Annotated in this window: 20 protein-coding genes; 5 read left to right on the forward strand and 15 right to left on the reverse strand. The window is 70.6% G+C overall.

Features of this window, described 5'->3' with window-relative positions; all coding sequences use genetic code 11:
- Together B124_RS26770 and B124_RS26775 are read right to left on the reverse strand one after the other, a co-directional pair.
- Positions 1 to 245, reverse strand: a 245-nt coding sequence (locus B124_RS26770; RefSeq protein ID WP_496505530.1) for a transposase, incomplete at its 3' end; no start/stop codon positions are given.
- Between the two features lie 196 nt (positions 246 to 441).
- A complete protein-coding gene (locus tag B124_RS26775) occupies positions 442 to 1,665 on the reverse strand; it encodes an IS701 family transposase (RefSeq protein WP_496505596.1) in 1,224 nt (407 codons plus the stop codon).
- A gap of 250 nt (positions 1,666 to 1,915) precedes the next feature.
- On the opposite strand from B124_RS26775, the gene B124_RS26780 reads away from it, so the two are divergent.
- Positions 1,916 to 2,326: a VOC family protein gene (locus tag B124_RS26780; protein WP_496505531.1), complete on the forward strand. Its 411-nt coding sequence runs from the start codon at positions 1,916 to 1,918 to the stop codon at positions 2,324 to 2,326.
- On the opposite strand, the gene B124_RS26785 is transcribed toward B124_RS26780, so the two are convergent.
- The 3 genes from B124_RS26785 to B124_RS26795 all read right to left on the reverse strand — a co-directional run bounded on the left by B124_RS26785 (position 2,323) and on the right by B124_RS26795 (position 5,915).
- Positions 2,323 to 4,443 (reverse strand): ATP-binding protein, encoded by a 2,121-nt coding sequence (locus B124_RS26785; RefSeq protein ID WP_496505532.1) that lies wholly within the window; start codon positions 4,441 to 4,443, stop codon positions 2,323 to 2,325. The genes B124_RS26780 and B124_RS26785 overlap by 4 nt on opposite strands.
- 384 nt (positions 4,444 to 4,827) lie before the next feature.
- Positions 4,828 to 5,088, reverse strand: coding sequence for a DUF397 domain-containing protein (locus B124_RS26790; protein WP_496505533.1), 261 nt, complete (start codon positions 5,086 to 5,088; stop codon positions 4,828 to 4,830).
- A complete protein-coding gene (locus B124_RS26795) occupies positions 5,085 to 5,915 on the reverse strand; it encodes a helix-turn-helix domain-containing protein (RefSeq protein WP_496505534.1) in 831 nt (276 codons plus the stop codon). The genes B124_RS26790 and B124_RS26795 overlap by 4 nt, the downstream gene beginning before the upstream one ends.
- 145 nt (positions 5,916 to 6,060) lie before the next feature.
- On the opposite strand from B124_RS26795, the gene B124_RS26800 reads away from it, so the two are divergent.
- The gene (locus B124_RS26800) at positions 6,061 to 6,309 is read left to right on the forward strand and encodes a hypothetical protein (RefSeq protein WP_496505535.1); all 249 of its coding nucleotides are present in this window, start codon (positions 6,061 to 6,063) and stop codon (positions 6,307 to 6,309) included.
- Positions 6,306 to 6,806, forward strand: a complete 501-nt coding sequence (locus tag B124_RS26805) for a hypothetical protein (RefSeq protein ID WP_496505536.1) — start codon at positions 6,306 to 6,308, stop codon at positions 6,804 to 6,806. Before B124_RS26800 ends, B124_RS26805 begins: the two co-directional genes overlap by 4 nt.
- Before the next feature lie 59 nt (positions 6,807 to 6,865).
- On the opposite strand, the gene B124_RS26810 is transcribed toward B124_RS26805, so the two are convergent.
- The 3 genes from B124_RS26810 to B124_RS26820 all read right to left on the reverse strand — a co-directional run bounded on the left by B124_RS26810 (position 6,866) and on the right by B124_RS26820 (position 8,297).
- The gene (locus B124_RS26810; protein WP_496505537.1) at positions 6,866 to 7,270 is read right to left on the reverse strand and encodes a PIN domain-containing protein; all 405 of its coding nucleotides are present in this window, start codon (positions 7,268 to 7,270) and stop codon (positions 6,866 to 6,868) included.
- Positions 7,267 to 7,512, reverse strand: a complete 246-nt coding sequence (locus B124_RS26815) for a type II toxin-antitoxin system Phd/YefM family antitoxin (RefSeq protein WP_496505597.1) — start codon at positions 7,510 to 7,512, stop codon at positions 7,267 to 7,269. Before B124_RS26815 ends, B124_RS26810 begins: the two co-directional genes overlap by 4 nt.
- Before the next feature lie 191 nt (positions 7,513 to 7,703).
- Positions 7,704 to 8,297, reverse strand: coding sequence for a TetR/AcrR family transcriptional regulator (locus tag B124_RS26820; RefSeq protein ID WP_496505538.1), 594 nt, complete (start codon positions 8,295 to 8,297; stop codon positions 7,704 to 7,706).
- Positions 8,298 to 8,385: 88 nt separating this feature from the next.
- Between B124_RS26820 and B124_RS26825 the strand changes: the two genes are divergently transcribed.
- Complete coding sequence (locus B124_RS26825; RefSeq protein WP_496505539.1) at positions 8,386 to 9,096, forward strand: SDR family oxidoreductase; 711 nt, start codon at positions 8,386 to 8,388, stop codon at positions 9,094 to 9,096.
- Positions 9,097 to 9,270: 174 nt separating this feature from the next.
- On the opposite strand, the gene B124_RS26830 is transcribed toward B124_RS26825, so the two are convergent.
- The 6 genes from B124_RS26830 to B124_RS26855 all read right to left on the reverse strand — a co-directional run bounded on the left by B124_RS26830 (position 9,271) and on the right by B124_RS26855 (position 14,556).
- The gene (locus tag B124_RS26830) at positions 9,271 to 10,644 is read right to left on the reverse strand and encodes a serine/threonine-protein kinase (protein ID WP_496505540.1); all 1,374 of its coding nucleotides are present in this window, start codon (positions 10,642 to 10,644) and stop codon (positions 9,271 to 9,273) included.
- 129 nt (positions 10,645 to 10,773) lie between these two features.
- A complete protein-coding gene (locus B124_RS26835) occupies positions 10,774 to 11,511 on the reverse strand; it encodes a hypothetical protein (RefSeq protein ID WP_496505541.1) in 738 nt (245 codons plus the stop codon).
- 172 nt (positions 11,512 to 11,683) lie between these two features.
- Complete coding sequence (locus B124_RS26840) at positions 11,684 to 12,697, reverse strand: sulfatase-like hydrolase/transferase (RefSeq protein WP_496505542.1); 1,014 nt, start codon at positions 12,695 to 12,697, stop codon at positions 11,684 to 11,686.
- Positions 12,698 to 12,757: 60 nt separating this feature from the next.
- Positions 12,758 to 12,976, reverse strand: coding sequence for a hypothetical protein (locus B124_RS26845; RefSeq protein WP_496505543.1), 219 nt, complete (start codon positions 12,974 to 12,976; stop codon positions 12,758 to 12,760).
- 372 nt (positions 12,977 to 13,348) lie between these two features.
- Positions 13,349 to 14,035, reverse strand: coding sequence for a GntR family transcriptional regulator (locus B124_RS26850; RefSeq protein WP_496505544.1), 687 nt, complete (start codon positions 14,033 to 14,035; stop codon positions 13,349 to 13,351).
- Positions 14,035 to 14,556 (reverse strand): peptide deformylase, encoded by a 522-nt coding sequence (locus B124_RS26855; RefSeq protein ID WP_496505545.1) that lies wholly within the window; start codon positions 14,554 to 14,556, stop codon positions 14,035 to 14,037. Before B124_RS26855 ends, B124_RS26850 begins: the two co-directional genes overlap by 1 nt.
- A 24-nt stretch (positions 14,557 to 14,580) precedes the next feature.
- Here B124_RS26855 and B124_RS26860 point away from each other — a divergent pair, with 24 nt between their 5' ends.
- Complete coding sequence (locus tag B124_RS26860) at positions 14,581 to 15,516, forward strand: threonine ammonia-lyase (protein WP_496505546.1); 936 nt, start codon at positions 14,581 to 14,583, stop codon at positions 15,514 to 15,516.
- A gap of 188 nt (positions 15,517 to 15,704) precedes the next feature.
- Here the strand turns inward: B124_RS26860 and B124_RS26865 are convergent, their stop codons facing one another.
- On the reverse strand, positions 15,705 to 17,180 hold the full coding sequence (locus B124_RS26865) for a tryptophanase (protein ID WP_496505547.1): 1,476 nt from the start codon (positions 17,178 to 17,180) through the stop codon (positions 15,705 to 15,707).
- Positions 17,181 to 17,272 lie beyond the last annotated feature (92 nt).

Raw genomic sequence — 17,272 nt, forward strand, 5'->3', positions numbered from 1 at the left:
TGGACGTGGGCCAGCAGCCGGTTCCAAGTGCCGTCGGCCGACCAGCGGCGGAAGCGTTCGTAGACCGTTTTCCACGGGCCGTAGCGTTCGGGCAGATCCCGCCAGGCCGCTCCGGTGGACAGCTTCCACAAGATGCCGTTGACCACCTGACGGCGATCCCGCACCGGACGGCCCATCCGCGAAGGAGCCAGCAACGGCTCGATCACCACCCACGCCTGATCAGTCAGCTCATGACGACGCACCACGAACAGACCAACGCACCAACCACTTTGCGGACACGACCTAGTACTCCAGTCGCAGTTTGCTATCGGTGCTGGTCAGAAGCGCTATTCTGAGTGTACTTGGTTGACGTGCCGTCAGGTGTGGGTGGTTCGTGACCTCGGGTGCGGTAGTGGCAGCGGCGGGCGGTGGCTTGGTGGCGGCGGCGCCATCTGGACCAGTTCAGTGCGTGGCCGGTGCGCCGGAGATGGGGCTGGGCAGGGCCAGTTGCCAGGAGTCGCCGGATTTCTGCCACGGTGAGCGGTGCCAGGGCGCCGGAACCGTTTCTGCTGCCCCCCTTGTGCTGGCTTGGGCAGCGGTGGCAGCGAGGAAGGCGTGGGCGAGCATGGCCAGGGTGATGTGCCGGTACCAGCCTGGATACCGGCGGACTTCGTACTGGTCCAGGCCACACTCGTTCTTGGCGGCCTGGAAGGCTTCCTCGATCGCCCAGCGGGTTCCGGCGATGCGCACCAGTTCGGCGATGCTGGTGCCGGTGGGTGCGTAGGCGAGGTAGTAAGCGATCTCCTCTGGCCGGGTCAGACTGCGGCGGGCCAGGACCCACCGGTGGTGGGCAGGCTTCTCGCCGTCGAAGTCGTCAATGGTGGGCAGGCGAGCTGCGGCCCAGTCGTAGACGCGCGGGCCCTTCGCGCCGTCGCCGCAAGAATGGCGTTCCCACACCTCGTCGGGGGCCTGGGCGATGGCGAAGTCGATGCGGCCCACGGCGTGGACGTGCTGGGACTTGGGCACGGCCAGGACGTAGCCGACGCCGGCTTCCTCCAGCATCCGCCGGAAGCGCCACTCCTGGCCGTAGGCGGAATCCGCGGTCACCCAGGCGATCGGCAGCGGTGAGGCCAGCGCCCGCGCCACCATGGCCCTGGCCAGCTCGCCCTTGGTGGCGAACTCCCGCTGCCGGGGGATTTTCGCCGCAGCGCAGCGGTCAGGGTCGCTGGTCCAGGATTTCGGCAGGTACAGCTCCCGGTCCACCAGCGCCCGCCCCTTCGGTGAGGCATACGCGGCGAAGACGCCTATCTGGCAGTTCTCGGTGCGTCCCGCGGTGCCGGAGTACTGCCGCTGCACCCCGGCCGACGTCACGCCCTTCTTGAGGAACCCCGTGTCGTCCACGATCAGCACACCGCCGGGCTCACCGAGCTTCTCGGCGACGTATTCCTGAAGGTCATCGCGTATCTCATCGGGATCCCAGCAGGCCCGGCTCAGCAGGTGCTGCAACCCGGCCGGAGTGCTGTGGCCGGCGTACTCAGCCAGTTGCCAGCCGTTCTTCCGGCCCACCGGTCCCAGCAGCCCGCGCACATAGGCCCGCATGCGCAACCGCAGATCCACCCGCCCGAACCGGTGACCGATCCGCACCAGCAGCTCTTCCAGCTCCGCCGACCAGACATCGGGCCGCACATCATCTTGCACGACAAGTACAACGACCTACCGCACCCAAGGTCACGAACTACCCACACCTGACGGCACGTCAACCAAGTACACTCAGAATAGCGCTTCTGACCAGCACCGATAGCAAACTGCGACTGGAGTACTAGGACCAGGGACCGATGGCGTACGGGCGGGTGATCTCTAAGCTCGCTGCCAACCGAGCCCACGGATGCGGACGCTGGTCCGCCGGGCCGCTCCGACCAGGATCAGGAGGTACCCCATGCCGGCCGACGCCGCAGCACACATCCGCATCGCCCGTCCCTCGCGCGACCTGACGGCAGCGGAACGCTTCTGGGTCGCGGGCCTCGGGCTCGACGTCCTGTACCGGCATGAGGCGGACGGCACCCCCGGCGAGAGCTCGCTTCTCATGGTCGGCTGGCCCCGGGGAAGCTGGCATCTGGAACTCGTCCGCGACCCCGCCGCCCCCGTGGAGCCGCGGCCGACCCCCGAGGACCTTCTGGTCGTCTACCTCGGCGAACCAGTGCCCGACACCCTGGTGGCGCGGCTTGTGCGGCACGGCGGGAAGCGCGTGCCGGCGCACAATCCGTACTGGGACACCTGGGGCGTGACGCTCCGGGACCCCGACGGGTATCTGCTGGTGCTGTCCACCCGCACCTGGTCCGACTCCTAGCCGGGCGCGGCGGGGAGATCCGCCAGCCACTGCCGCAGGCGGTCCGCGTCCCCGGGGCGGCCGTGGGTCTCGTACCATGCGAGGCTCTGCTCCCAGACGGTACGGGCCTCAGCGTGCCGGCCGAGGGCGACGTAGATCTCTCCGACGTGCTCCAGCATCTCGGTCTCGTTGTGGGCGTTGCCGGAGTCGCGGTACAGGGCCAGCGCCTGGTGGTAGTGCTCCAGGCCCTTCGCGTAGTCGCCGGTCTGCTGGGCGATGTACCCCAGGCTGTCCAGGGTGCTCGCCTCGCCGACCCGATTGCCGCGCAGGCGGCACAACGCCAGTCCCGCCTCGCAGGACTCCCGGGCCTCGGCGTAGTTCCCCAGGAGCGCGTGGTGCCAGCCGGCGGTGTTGAGCGCTCTCGCCAGCCAGATCTCGTCGTCGAGTACCTGGAAGAGCCGCTTGGCCTCCAGGGCGTGGAAGAGCGCCTTGTCGTGCTTGCCCTGCCGGCCGCGGATCCACGCGAAGGCGAAGTGACTGTGCGCCTTGTCGCTGGCGGAGTCGGCCTCGTCCGCGCAGGCCAGCGCCTGCGTCATGTGCGCGGCGGCTTCGTCGTACCTGTTCAGCGGCGCGCAGGTGTAGGCGACGGAGCGGTGGGCCAGCGACAGGGTGACCGGATCCGCCAGGCGCTGGGCGGCGGCCAGGCCGGCCTGCCACATGGCGTAGTTGTCCTGGGCGTAGCCCCGCCACAGGTGGAACGTGCCCAGGCCCCAGATGAGCTGCCACACCGCCGCATGCCACCCGCGGTCGATCGCCACCTGCTGTGCGCTCCCCAGGTTGGGCTTCTCCGCCTCCAGCCACGCCAGTGCCCCGGCCTCGTCCGTCAACGTCTGCGAGACCCGCCCGGGGACGGGCTCGGGCAGGCTGACGGGCTCCCGGTGCGGGTGGAGCAGCCGATCGGCGGCGCACGCCGTGTGGACGTAGAAGTCCGTCACCCGCCGCAGCGCAGTGAGACGGTCGTCTTCCGGGAGGTCGCGCTCGGCCTGCTCCCGGGCGAACAGCCGGATGAGGTCGTGCATACGGAACCGGTTGGCGGCGTCGCGGCGGCACAGGTTCGCCTGCTCCAGCTCGCGCATGACCAGCCGCAGCCGCGACAGCGGCCACCCCACGAGACTGGCGGCGGCCGGCAGGCCGATGTCCGTACCCGGCGCGACCCCCAGCAAGGTGAACGCCCGCGCGGCGTCAGGCGACAGGGCACGGTACGACGAGGAGAAGGCCGCCCGCAGGTTCACCCGCATGTCATCCGTCTCCAGCACTTCCAATCTGGTGATGGTGTCGACGAGTTCGTCGGCCAGGGCAGCCAGCGGCAGGTGCGGACTGGCGGCGGCGCGGGCGCCGACGATGCCCAGCGCGAGCGGCAGGCCGGCGCAGATCTCCACGAGCTGAGCCACCGCCCCGGGCTCCGCGGCAATGCGCTCCGCGCCGACGCGCTGGCGTAACAGCTCCCGTGCCTCCTCCTCGGCCAGGACGTCCAGCGGCAGCGGCAGCGCGCCGTGGCTCGCGACGAGACCGGTCAGCGAGGTGCGGCTGGTGACGAGGACGGTGCAGGTCGCGGTGCCGGGCAGCAGCGGGACGACCTGCGCGCTGTCGCGGGCGTTGTCGGCGAGGATCAGCAGTCTCTGCCCGCTGACCACGCTCCGGTAGAGCGCCGCCTGCTCCTCCGGTCCGGCGGGGATCGACGACGGCTCCACCCCGAGAGCGTTGAGGAAACCGCGCAGCGCCGCCGACGGGGTGACCGGCTCCATGGAAGGGTCGAACCCTTGCAGATTGACGAACAACTGCCCGTCCGGGAACCGGTCCAGGTGCTGGTGGGCCCACCGCAGCGCCAGCCACGTCTTGCCCATCCCGCCGGCCCCGCCGATCGCCGAGATCACCAGCGGCCGGCCCTGCCCGGCCCCGGCCTCACCATCGAGCGCCTCGGCGAGCCAGGCCAACTCGTCGCCCCGCCCGGTGAACTGCCCGGGTAACTGGGGCAGTTGCCGCGGCACCACAACGGGTGGCGGCGCCTGCTGTACGTGCAGGTCCCCCGCGACGGTGCCGACCTGCACCACGACCCCGTCGACCGCCCCGTCGACCACGTTCCGGACGGATCCCTCCCCGTCTGTACGGGCCGGCTCCCCCCGCCCTTCCGACGCTTCCGGCGTACTGTCCGTCACCGCACCGATCACCCACTCCGTCGAGGGCACCACACCACCGACCAGCTTTCCCCGCCGGCCCTTCCGGCGCAATGCCCACCCCGGCCGGGCGGGGCGGGTGATCCTCGTTCGGCGAAACTCGGCTCGGGTGGGTGATTTGGGCTGATTTTGGGGGCGGGTTACCGCGAGTTCGTCACGGCGAGGTGCAATCGCCGCCCACCCCGTACATCGCCCGACCCGGATCACCCGACGACCGGGCCCACCCCCGGACGGCTCCGGTTGCCCGGAGCCGTCCGGGGGGTGCCCAGGCCGGGGCCGGGAAGGCGTTCAGCGGGTGCCGAACTCGTCCCGCTGGACGGCGGTGACGAATGCGGACCAGGCTGCGGTGTCGAAGCTGAGGGCGGGGCCGTGGGGGTTCTTGCTGTCGCGGACCAGGATCTCGCCGGTGGTTGCCGCGTGGTCCGGCGCCCACTCGATGCACTCGCCCCCGTCGCCGCCGCTGTACGTGCTCTTGACCCACACCCACTCGATGCATTCGCCGCCGTTGCCGCCGCTGTACGTGCTCTTGATCCACCGTGTGCTGCTCATCTGGTGTACTCCTCCGCGATCTCCCGAATCAGAGCCAGGGACTCGTCGGGGTCACGAGCGGAGGCCCGCAGACGCTCGTACGCCGTGCGCGCGCTGTCCACCGCCGCGGCGGAGTCCGTCACGTGCCCCTGCCCCTTGCTCTCCGAGTACAGGACTGTTGCCCCGTCGTCTGGCGTTAGCAGGATAAACGGACCGGGCGACGCGGGGGCACCCGCTGCGAAGCGCAGAACTTGGAGCGTGATGTGGGGGTTTCCTGCGACGGAGACAAGGTGGCGGAGCTGGTCGGCCATGACGGCTCGGCCGCCCACTTCGGTCCGTAGCGTCGATTCGTGCAGGATCACCCACAGCAGCGGCGGCTTGTCGCGCTCCATGACCTCGCGACGGGTCAGCCTGGCTTCGACCCTGGCCCTGATCTGGTCGTCGCTCTCGCGTGGTTGCGTGGCCCGGAACGTGGCCTCCGCGTAATCCCCGGTCTGAAGCATCCCCATGATCAAGGAGTTGGAGTAGTTCTCGATCCGGCTGGCCTGCTTCTCCAGGTTGATGTACGGCACGAACCAGCCGGGATGCCCGCGTTCGCTCACCCGGACCAGCAGCCGGGCGAAGTACCCCGACGTGTCGAAGTACCGGTCGCACCCTTCGGCGAAGTACATCGACGCCCGCGCCTTGCCGTGTTTCACCTTCGACACGTACGGCTCCTTGTAGCCCGTAGCGTCTGCCAGTTGGCGCTGGTTGACGCCCTTGTGGGCAAGGGCCGCCGCCACCTCGCGCCCGAACCACTCAAGGCCGTTCCCCGGCTCGTCGCTCAGTTCGGATAATGGCTCGGTCATTCGTTCAATCCCCTTTCTTTTCCACGTGCCTTGGAACGCCGTTTGGCCTGTTGAGAGTACGTCGCGACGGTGATGCTGGCGGCACACTTCGTGATTACCGACCCGGACGAGGGACCCGGGAAGTAAGAGGCAAGGAGCGACGGATATGGCGACGATGGGCAGCCCCCAGACGCCCGACAGGGTCACCCAGGCCGGGCAGGCGTGCGACGAACTGCGGGAGGCGCTGAAGGAGGCAGGGGTGGTGTTGCCGTCCTTGGGACTCGACCCCGTTTCGTGCACCGGGGCCGCGCCGCTCGGGCTGATCGACCTGGGGCGCTGCAACATCGCCACCGCCCGCGCGCTCGCCGCCGCCCTCCGGTCCCGCGGCACCCGGCAGCGGGAGATCCCGCAGTGACTGCGAACCGGCCGGGGGGCGACGGGTTCCTGCCCGCCGTGGAGCGGCCGTGGCGCGACGCCTGGCCGCCGGTGGCGCGGGCCGGGGACGGCAACGGGTGGCAGTCGGGCGCGTGTTGGCTGTTCTGCCGGCGGGAGGAGGTGGCCGTGGTGTGGGTGGGGTCGGTGATCACGCCGGGGGCCGGCGGTGAGATGTACGGCTGCGGGGCGTGCATCGCCGAGCTGGACCACATGGTGCGCGCCCAGGCCCACGGCCGCGACCGCCGCGGCCACCGCGCCGCCCGCTACGCGACGCTGACCCTCCCCGCCTACGTACCGCCGCGCACCCCGCCCGGGGAAGGCCGGCACCGCGCCGCCGCGGGCGGCACGGCCGAGGCGTCCCCCCGGCTCCGTACCCCCGGCGCGACGTCCCGCGCCGGGGGGTGCGACCACGCGCGGACGGGGAAACGCGGCGGCAAGACCTACTGCCAGGACTGCGAACAACAGCTCTACCTCTGAGGCCCCGGCCGCCCTGCTGGAGACGCCCCGCGGCCGAAGCCCGCGGCCAGCCTGCATCGCTACCCGGCGACGATCATCTCCGCGGCCACGCCGGGCAGTTCATCGAACTTCGCCTTGGCGTCTGTGGTCGCCACCGTCCGGTTCGTAGCGATCGCCGTGGCCGCGATGATCAGGTCGTGTGCCCCACGCGGCCTGCCCGACCTGCGTGTGTACGCAAGCAGTCGGGCGTACACACGAGCCACATCCAGCGTGTAGTCATCCACAGGCACTACGGCGAGCACCGCGTCGACGAATGCCTGGCGCCTTCGCGTGGTGAGTTCGTCACCGGCGAGTTCCACGCCTTGGAGCAGTTCAGCCGCAGTGACCGCGGCGATGGTGATGTCGTCGTCGCGGTCACGCAACAGCTTGGCCAGTTCAAGCCGACCACGGTCAGCCGAAGCGAGGACGCCGGTGTCGAGGATCACCCTTCCCACGGGTCCTCCAGGGTGAGCAGTTCCCGGGTGTCCAGCACATCGGAGGCGAAGTCTTCGTCGAGGGTCGCGGCGTGTGCTTCCAGTACGTCGGCGAGCGCGGCCCCGTTCCCGCGTGGCGCGGGCCCGAGGATCGCCAGGCGTCTGCCGTTGCGAGTGATCACGATGGTTTCCCCGTGCTCGGCCTGGTCCAGCACCGAGGCGAAGTTCCGGGCCGCCGCACCGGCAGCCCTCAGGTGCGCGCGACGGGGACAAACTCTGGGTAACCCTCACGCCATACGGGGGCAAATCGCCCACGCGGGCCGAGTTTTGCTCAACGAGACGCACCCCCCGCCGGCACGCCCGCCCGGCGGGCGAGGGCGCCGCTGAGTGCGCGGCCCAGCCCGTCGGTGGCTCCGGTGATGACGATGGTTCGATCGGGCATGCGCTACTCCTCGCCGGGGTGGTCGGTCAGCACTCGCCGGATGGCGGTGATGTCGCCTTGGTCGAGCAGGCGCTCGGTGGCGAGGACTCGGTACCAGATCAGACCGAACACCACGTCGGCGGCGAAGGCTGTCGTCAGGTGAGCAGGCTTGTCGCCCCGCTTCGCAGCCCGCTCGACGATGGTCTCAAGCGCCGTCCTGCGCTTGATCAGGAAGCCGTCCTGGAAGCGGCGGCGGAAGTCTGCGTCCCGCTGCGCCTCGGCCATCAGGGAGCGCAGGGCGGGGGCCACCCCCGGGAATGCCAGCAGGGCCGCGGAGTCCCGCAGGAACGCGTCCAGCTCCGCGTCGAAGGCCCCCTGGTCCGCGGTGGAGACCTTCAGGTCCGCCTTGAGCGCCAGCGCTTCGAGCAGGACGTCCGCCTTCGTGGGCCACCAGCGGTACACGGTCTGCTTGCCTGCCCCCGCGCGGGCGGCGATGCCTTCGACGGTGAGGTCCTGGAAGCCGACCTCGGTCGTCAGCTCGTAGGCCGCGGTGAGGATAGCGAGCCGGGTCTGCTCGCTTCGCTTGCGGCCACGGGCGGGTGTCGTAGCGCCGGTCATGGATGCCAGCTTAACCATACCGAGACGCCACGTCTAGAAACGGTGCTACGCTGATGTGAGACGCGACGTATCGAAATAAGGAGTCAGCATGTCCACTGCACTCGTGATCGGCGGCACGTCGGGAGTCGGCCTGGCGGTCGCCCGGCAACTCGCCGGTCGAGGACACGCGGTCCACATCGCCGGACGCAACCCGGAGCGACTGCACGACGCAACGGCAGCCATCGGCGGAGACGTCCACGGGCACGTACTCGACGCCGCCGCCGCGGCGGCGGTCGCGGCGCTCGCGGCCCGGATCGCCCCGATCCGCCACCTCGTCATCACCCTCGGCGGCAGGCGCGGGCTCGGCCCGCTCGCCGACTTGCCCCTCGACGGCCTGCGGCAGGCGTTCGAGGAGAAGTACTGGCCCACGGTCACCGCACTCCAGTCCTCGCTCGCCCACCTCGGCGAGGACGCCTCGATCACCCTTGTCGGAGCCGTCACCGCACGGGCCGCACTGCCCGGCACCGCCGGGGTCGGCTCGCTCAACGCCGCTGTCGAAGGACTCGTCCAACCGCTCGCCGCCGAACTGGCGCCGGTCCGGGTGAACGCCGTCTCGCCGGGGTACGTCGACACGCCGTGGTGGGACGGACTCGCCGCCGAGGACCGATCAGCCCTCTTCCAGCAGGCAGCCGACGCCCTGCCCGCCAAGCGCATAGCCACAGCCCCGGACGTCGCCGAGGCCGTCGTGCTGCTGGCCACCAACCCCAACATCACCGGAACCGTCCTCGAAACGGACGGCGGCGCACACCTCACCGCCTGACGCCCTGTCACCATTGCCGGGCCGCCGCACCGGCAGCCCTCAGGTGCGCGCGACGGGGACAAACTCTGGGTAACCCTCACGCCATACGGGGGCAAATCGCCCACGCGGGCCGAGTTTTGCTCAACGAGACGCACCCCCCGCCGGCACGCCCCCCCCGCGCCCGCTCGCCGTCGCTCAGTCCGAGAGGAGTTCAAGCATGTGGGTGCGGAAGGTGTCGACCGCTGCGAGCAGGGCCTGATGCGCGCTTTCTCCCGTCAGGAGGGTCGTCGGCAGCGGGAGCGTGGTATCGAGCGCGGCGAGGGTGCGGCGGTGGGCGGCTAGCCATTCGCCGTGGCGGGCCGCGTACGACTCGATGGCCTGCCACGACTCCGCGTCTTCGTGGTCGCGTAAGCGGTGGAGTTTGTGTTCCTCGTCTTCCAGGATGCGGCTCACCCGGTGGGTGTGCGTGTCCTTGAGGTTCTTCAGGCCCGTCAGCAGGTCCGCGTCCGAAGGCGGCGACTCGGCGATGACGTCCAGGAGCCCGAGGTGGACCTCCAGTTGGCTGTGCAGCCGCTCCCGTGCCGCGCGTTCCAGTTCCTCCACGGGGTCGGCCCGCGTGATCCGCGTCGGGGTGGCCTCCACGGCGTACGTGGGCGGGGCCGGCGTGGTGCGGCGGGTGGGGCGGAGTTTCCAGGGGCGGCGGCGTGGCGTGCGGGCCCCGGGGGCTGCCGCCGTACGGGACGTGTGGCGGGTCAGGGACGCCGCCGTTGCCGCGAGGGTTGCGCGGTCGGCGGGGTTCTTGGCCAGCAGCGCCGTGAGGACCGGGGCCAGCGTGCCGGCGTGGCGGAAGGGCGCCGGGTCGGATTCGCAGACGGCCTGGCGCAGCGTCCACAGGTCCGCCCCGTGGAAGGGCAGGCGGCCCTCGACGGCCGCGTACAGCGTGGCGCCGAATGACCACAGGTCCGAGGCGGCCGTCGCCGGTTCGCCGCTCAACTGCTCGGGGGAGGCGTACGCGGGAGTGCCCAGCATGCCGCCGGTGGTCGTCAGGCCCGTCGCGCTCTCGGGTCCTGCCGCGTCGGCGATGGCGGCGATGCCGAAGTCGGTGATCACCGCGCGCCGGGCGGTGACCAGGATGTTGTCCGGCTTCAGGTCGCGGTGCACCACGCCCGCGGCGTGGGCCTCGGCCAGCGCGTCGAGGACCTGGACCCCGATCTCCGCGACCCGCGGCACCGGCAGCCGGGTCCGTTCCCGCAGTACGGTGGCCAGGGAGCTGCCGGCGACGAACTCCATCACGATCACCGGGGCGCCGTCGTGCTCGACGACGTCGTACACGGTGGTGATGCCGGGGTGGTTGAGGCGGGCCGCCGCGCGGGCCTCGGTGATCATGCGGCGTAGCTGCTTGTCCCGCTGTCTGTCCTCGACGCCGGCGGCGAAGAGGATCTCCTTGACCGCGACCTGCCTGTCGAGCAGCTCGTCGCGAGCGCTCCAGACCCGGCCCATGCCACCCTGCCCCACCGGTCGGTCCAACCGGTACCGGCCCGCGATCAGCAGACCGCTCGCCCCAGCCATGCCTCCATCGTAGGCAGGGGCAGGTGCGCCGCAGGAGTCGGAAGCGGAGGCGGAGACGGCTGACGGCGGTGGTACGGGCCCCCCGACCCGTACCGCCGCCGTCCCGGAAACGGGCGCCCCCACCGCCCGCTACATGGTCTCCAGCCGGATGTCCGAGAGCTGCTCCTCCGTCAGCACCGAGTCCGCGGCCGGCGCCTCGGCCTTGACCGGCTCCCCGAACGCCGAGAAGGCCAGGTCGACTTCCGCGCCCTCCGGGTCGGTGATGGCCACCGGGTACGGCTTGCCCTCGGCGGCGATCTTCATGCTGGCGCCGTCGCTGGTCGAGGGGTCCTCGTTCACGTACGGGACGACCGCGACGCCCTTGTGCTCCGTCTGCTCCTTCTGCGTCATCCCGGGGCTGAACGAGACGACGCTGTCCGTCTGCTTGACGTACGTCTTCAGGTTGCACAGGTCCGCGAGGGCCGACGGGGCGTCGGACTTGGCCTCTTCCAGGTACGAGCCCTCCACCTCGGCGATCACCGGAGCGTCGTACATCCATTCGGATTCCAGGTAGGCGGCGTCCGGCTTCAGCCACGCGGTGTCGCCCTGCATGACGAACTCGACGGCGCCCTCGTCGCTCTTCGCGCTGCCCGCGCAGTTGCCCTCGCTGTCCACCTGCACGTCGATCTGGGCGGGGTCGGCGATCAGGATCATCTCGCCGGTCGCGTGGACGGACTTGACGCCGCGCATCGCCTCGACGGCGTCCGCCTGCGCGGGACCGCCGCTCGCTCCGCCCTCGTCGTCGCTGCCGCAGGCGGCCAGCGCGAGCAGCGCCGCCGTCCCGGCCGCCGCGACGGCGGCCCGGCGCCCACGTATGCCGTGCTTCATTTCGACCTTCGCTCACTCTCGACTGCGCGGTGTCCCCGGCGAGTTGGCGCGACGGCCGGGCCGGAGAAGGCGCACACGCTACATGCGGAGTGCGGGAGTGCCAAAACGTTCCTGGTACGCGGGACGCGCGGGACGCGCGGGCCCCGTGCGCCCCGGCGGGCGCGCGGCGCGGCTAGGCGCCGGGCGGCCGGTGCCAGTTGTGCGGGGGCAGGAGGGGGTCGTACTGCCCGGCGGGCAGGTCGTCGGTGAGCCGCAGCGCCCAGCGGTGCAGCCGCTGCGTCAGGTCGGTCCGTACGTCCCGCAGCCGCGGGTCGTCGAAGCGGTCGTGCAGCTCCATGGGGTCGGCGGCGACGTCGTACAGCTCGCCCGTGCCGTCCACGTGCTGGTAGAGCTTGTAGCGGTCGTGCCGCAGCATCCGCGACGCGCCGCTCTGCGTCACGCTGTTCAGCTCGTCGTACCTGGTCCCCTCGTACGGGAAGTGCAGCTCGGGCCGTGCGTCGTCCGGGTACGGCAGCCCGCCGTAGCCGCGCTCGGTGACGATGTCGGCGAACTCGGCGGCCGGGTAGTCCGCCCCGGTGAGGATCTGCCACAGGCTGCGGCCCTGGACGCCGAGCGGCAGGGGCCGCCCGACCGCCTCGCAGACGGTGGGCAGGAGGTCGGCGAGCGAGACGAAGTCCCGCCGGTTGTCGCGGGGCTTGACGCCGCAGCCGTGCACGACGAGCGGGACCCGCGCCAGCACCTCCGGCATCCCGGCGCCCTTGCGCTGCAGGCCGTAGTCGCCGGTGTAGTCGCCGTGGTCGGCGAGGAACACCAGCAGGGTGTCGCGCCAGACGTCCTGCGCCCGCAGGTGGTCGACGAGGCGGCGCAACTGGTCGTCGATGAGCCGGAGCATCCCGCAGTACGTGGCGCGATAGCGCCGCCAGAGCCGGTCGTACCCGGGCCGCTTCTCCTCCACCAGCTCCCGCAGCCACTTGTACGCCCCGCCCTTGGCCTCCGCCGCCTCGGGCCCGCAGGCCCGCGCCGGCACCTCGTCCTCGCCGAAGAGCGAGAAGTACGGCTCCGGCGCCTGGTACGGGTTGTGCGGCTCGGGCATGGAGACCCAGGAGAAGAACGGCCTGCCGGGGTCGCGGGCGCTGATCTGCCCGATGGCGTCGGAGACGATGCGGTGCGCGAACTGCAGCTCCACCGGGAACGGGGTCGCCTCGGTCGTCGGCCCGTGGTCGATGGAGCGCAGCCAGGCGGCGAACTACTGCTGCTCGGTGGTCTCGTCGGGTCCGCTCTCGTGCCCGTACGGGCCCGAGAAGGCGTCGAAGAACTCCTTCCGCCCGCGGTACATGTGCGTCTTCCCGGCGTAGAAGAGCTGGTAGCCGGCGCCGCCGAGCACGTCGAGCAGGTCGTCGCCGCGGACCACCGCCTGCGGCGTGGAGTTCTGCCGCACCCGGTGCGCGCTGGGCCGCCGGTCCACTCCAGGCGTCCTCGCGGGGCCACAGATCGGCTCTGGTGTCGGCGAGCCCGTACGGCTCGGGGTCCGGCCAGTTCGCGGGGGACTCCCCGGCCGCCGCCGCCGCGTCTGCGGCGCCCGCCGCGCCGGTGGCGGCGGACGCCGCGCCCGCGGGCAGCGCCAGCGCGCCCACGGCACCCGCGGTGCCTGCCAGCACGGCCCCGGCTGGTGCGCCACCCGTACTCGGTACCGGTGCTCATCCGTCGCACTCTCCTCGATCGACTGATCCGGGGCTACGGAGCACCATGCGAACGCGCGCCGAATCAGGTCAATGAGGCGGGTATTTAATCCGGGCCAGGCGGTCCGCACCACACGGAAAGCCCGGCATTTTTCCGGTCAGGATGCGGGCCGGTCCGCGTGGCCGTCGAGCCAGTCGAGGATGGTGCGCATGCCGTCGTGCCAGTGCTTCTCCAGCAGGTCGGCGGCGTGCGCGAAGTCGCCTTCGGCGAGCGCCGCCAGCACCTTCCGGTGCTCGTGGTCGACCTCCGCGCGGTGCTTGACCTCGCGCATGTACGCGAGTTCGTAGCGGGACAGGTTCGTGCGCAGTCGGGTGAGCATTCCCAGCAAGTGCCTGTTGCCCGCCGCCGCGGCGATCGTCGTGTGCCACTCGGTGTCGAGTTGCCAGCGGCGTACCGGGTCGGCGCACTGGGCGAGTTCGTCGAGGGTGGTGTGGAGCTGCCGCGTCGTGACGGCGTCGAGCGACGTGATCGTGCGGGTGGCGAGGGCTTCGAGGGTCGCCAGGACGGGGTACAGCTCGGCGGCGTCGCGGCGGATGAGGGGACGTACGGTGAAGCCGCGGGCGAGGGCGGACTGCAGGACGCCTTCCGCCTGGAGGCGGAGGAGCGCTTCGCGTACCGGCGTGCGGGAGACCTGGAGGGTGCGGCTGAGGCCGGCCTCGGTGAGGGGGGCGCCGGGGGCGTACTCGCCCGAGGAGATCAGGTCGACGACGCGGAGGTAGACGGCTTCGCGGAGCGGTTCGGCCCGGGTGATGGGCTCGGGGGCGCCGACGGGGTACGAGGTCATCAGTAGGGGCTTTCATCGCGGTGGCGGTGCTCGAACTCCGAGCGCATGCACAGGGTGGTCGTCGAGGTCATCCGGTCGACGGCCATGATGCCGTCCAGGTGGTCGATTTCGTGCTGGAGCAGTTCGCCGAGGTCGCCGTCCGCGCGCAGGCTGTGCTGCTCGGCGTCCGGGGACTGGTAGACCACGTCCACCCACGTCGCCCTGCTGACCTTGCAGAAGAACTGCACGGAGAAGCTGAGACAGGCGTCCCACAGTTCCCACGTCGTCTCGGATCGTCCCACGATGCGCGGATTCACCAGCGTCCAGGGGGTGTCCAGGTGGAGGTGGACGATCCGGTGGGGCACGCCGATCTGCGGCGCGGCGATGCCGCGGCCGTATCCGGTGCGCGCCACCCAGTCGGCCAGCGTGTCCGCGAGGTCGGCTGTGGTCTCGGCGGTCTGTGCTGATCCCGGCTCCGGGACGGCGGTGGCAGGCACGCGCAGTGCGGGGTCGCCGAGTTGGAGAGTCGATCGTACGGCCATTCGCCTATCGTATACGATACGCAGATGGTGAAGCCCCTGCAGGTGCAGAACATCGAGGAAGCGGCCGGCCTTGTCGATCCCGTCTTCCGGGACAGCCCGTACGTCGAGGACGCCGCACTGGCCCGCCGGGTGGGCCGGGACCTGGCGCTCAAGCTGGAGATGTGCAACCCGATCCGCTCCTTCAAGGGCCGCGGCGCCGACTACTTCATGCACGACGTGACCGGCGGACAGCAGGTGGTGTGCGCCTCGGCCGGCAACTTCGGCCAGGCCATCGCCTACGCGGGCCGCGCGCGCGGCATCGCCGTCACCGTGTACTGCGCCCGCAGCGCGAACCCCGTCAAGGTCGCCCGGATGCGCGACCTCGGCGCCGAAGTGGTCCTGGCCGGCGACGACTTCGACGCCGCGAAGGACGCCGCGCGGGCCTACGCGGACGGCGCCCCCGGCCGCCTCTTCGTCGAGGACGGGCACGAGCCGCGCATCTCCGAGGGCGCCGGCACCATCGCCGTGGAACTCGCGCCGCTGCCCGGCACCCTCCTCGTACCGCTCGGCAACGGCGCCCTGATCGGCGGCGTGGCCTGCTGGACCAAGGCCCGTGCGCCCCGGACCCGCGTCGTGGGGGTCTGCGCGGCGGGCGCCCCCGCGATGGCCGAAAGCTGGCGCCGGGACGAGCCGTTCTCCACCCCCGAGGCCCGGACCATCGCCGACGGCGTCGCCGTGCGGGTGCCGGTGCCCGATGCGGTGGCGCGGATGCGCGGGGTGGTCGACGACGTCGTGCTCGTCGACGACGACCAGATCCGCGAGGCGCTGCGGACGGTACGGGACACCCTCGGCCTGATCCTCGAACCCGCCGCCGCTCTCGGCGTCGCCGCGGCACTCCAGCACCGCTTCCCGGCCGGCACCCTCGCCACCATCGTGACCGGCAACAACTTCTCCCCCGAACTCCTCGCCGAACTGCGGTAGTCCCCCGGCAAGGTCTACCGGCCCCCGCCCCGCTGCAGTTTCGATCACGGGGTGTCCTGCAGCCGGTGACGTCGTTGGTGGCAGTCGGTGGCAACGGCTTGATGATGGCAGCGCCAGGTGATCCAGTGCAGTACGTGTTCTCGGTCGCGAACGGGCGTCGGCAGGACGGCAATGCCTCGACCGCCGCATCAACGACTTTCGCCGTACTCCCCACCTGACCCGACCGGCTTTGCCGCATTTTCCTCCCACGTGAAACGGGCAAGGAAATGCCTGAGGACCGGCGGCTCGAACTCGAAGGTCATCCCCCGGATCTCATGGGCCCGTTTGCTGAGGGCGATGATCGCGTCTGCGATGTAGTCCATGTGGTCGTTGGTGTAGACCCGGCGTGGGACCGTCAGCCGCAGCAGCTCCAGAGGCGAGGGCTCCTGCTCGCCTGTGCGCGGGTTGCGACCGAGCATGAGCGAGCCGATCTCGACCGCGCGGACGCCGGACTCGACGTAGAGCTCACAGGCGAGCGCGTGGCCGGGGAAGAGTTCGCCGGGAATGTGCGGCAGCATCTTTGCCGCGTCGACGAAGACCGCGTGGCCGCCGGTAGGGGACTGGATCGGGACGTTGCCGGCCTTCAGCCTCTCGCCGAGATGGCGGACCTGGGCGATGCGGTAGTTGAGGTGCTCTTGGCGCATCCCTTCTTCGAGGCCGACCGCCAGGGCCTCCATGTCACGGCCGGCCAAGCCGCCGTAGGTGACGAAGCCCTCCATCGGCACGCAGCGCATCTGCACGGCGCGGAACAGGTCCTCGTCTTCCTTGAAGCAGCAGAGGGCGCCGATGTTGACCAACCCGTCCTTCTTCGCCGACATCGTAAAGATGTCGGCATAGGAGAACATCTCGCGGGCGATCTCAGCGATCTCGCGGGCGTGGAAGGCCGGGTCGCGGTGCTGGATAAACCAGGCATTCTCTGCGTAGCGGGCGCCGTCGATAATGAAGGGGATGCCGTGCTCGCGGGTGATCGCCGAGGCGGCGGCGAGGTTGGACATCGAGACCGGCTGCCCGCCGGCGCTGTTGCACGTGAGGGTCGCGATCACGCCCGCAATGTTCTGCGCGCCGCGGGCGGCGATCACCTTCTCGAGGGCGACAAGATCGAAATTGCCCTTCCAGTCATGGTCGGTGGTCGTGTTCATAGCCTCGGGAGTCAGCACGTTGACAGCCTCGGCCCCGGCAAGCTCGACATGTGCCTTGGTCGTGTCGAAGTGGTAGTTCGAGACGAATGCCGGCTCCTCAGAGCCGGTCCGTTGGACCAGCTCCGGGAAGAGGATCTGCTCGGCACCCCGCCCCTGATGAGTCGGAATGGTGTACGGGTATCCGAACAATAGCTCGACGGTCTCGGCCAGCCGGTTGAAGCTGCGGCTGCCCGCGTACGCCTCGTCCCCTGTCATCAGCGCCGCCCACTGGCGATCGGTCATCGAGCCCGTGCCGCTGTCTGTGCAGAGGTCGATGTAGACGTCCTCGCTGTTGAGGAGGAAGGGGTTCAGTCCTGCCGCCTCCAGTGCCGCCTGCCGCAACGGCTTGTCCAGCAGGCGAATCGGTTCGGTCATCTTGATCCGGAACGGCTCCGGAACACGCGCACCCACAGGAAGGTCTCCTTCGGCTTTTTCGGGTTCGGTCACTGCCCCCCGGGCTTGCAGGGCAGGAGGCGAACCTAGATCTGATCTGGACCGATAACCAGTGCCAGAACTTCGCCAGAAACTAGGACCAGATC

The organism is Streptomyces sp. CNP082, from assembly GCF_059570535.1.

Coding starts and splice junctions, on each gene's coding strand:
- B124_RS26800 (WP_496505535.1), top strand. CDS start 6,061: ATGGCGACGATGGGCAGCCCCCAGACGCCCGACAGGGTCACCCAGGCC.
- B124_RS26780 (WP_496505531.1), top strand. CDS start 1,916: ATGCCGGCCGACGCCGCAGCACACATCCGCATCGCCCGTCCCTCGCGC.
- B124_RS26795 (WP_496505534.1), bottom strand. CDS start 5,915: ATGACCGAGCCATTATCCGAACTGAGCGACGAGCCGGGGAACGGCCTT.
- B124_RS26835 (WP_496505541.1), bottom strand. CDS start 11,511: ATGAAGCACGGCATACGTGGGCGCCGGGCCGCCGTCGCGGCGGCCGGG.
- B124_RS26825 (WP_496505539.1), top strand. CDS start 8,386: ATGTCCACTGCACTCGTGATCGGCGGCACGTCGGGAGTCGGCCTGGCG.
- B124_RS26855 (WP_496505545.1), bottom strand. CDS start 14,556: ATGGCCGTACGATCGACTCTCCAACTCGGCGACCCCGCACTGCGCGTG.
- B124_RS26860 (WP_496505546.1), top strand. CDS start 14,581: ATGGTGAAGCCCCTGCAGGTGCAGAACATCGAGGAAGCGGCCGGCCTT.
- B124_RS26850 (WP_496505544.1), bottom strand. CDS start 14,035: ATGACCTCGTACCCCGTCGGCGCCCCCGAGCCCATCACCCGGGCCGAA.
- B124_RS26790 (WP_496505533.1), bottom strand. CDS start 5,088: ATGAGCAGCACACGGTGGATCAAGAGCACGTACAGCGGCGGCAACGGC.
- B124_RS26830 (WP_496505540.1), bottom strand. CDS start 10,644: ATGGCTGGGGCGAGCGGTCTGCTGATCGCGGGCCGGTACCGGTTGGAC.
- B124_RS26820 (WP_496505538.1), bottom strand. CDS start 8,297: ATGACCGGCGCTACGACACCCGCCCGTGGCCGCAAGCGAAGCGAGCAG.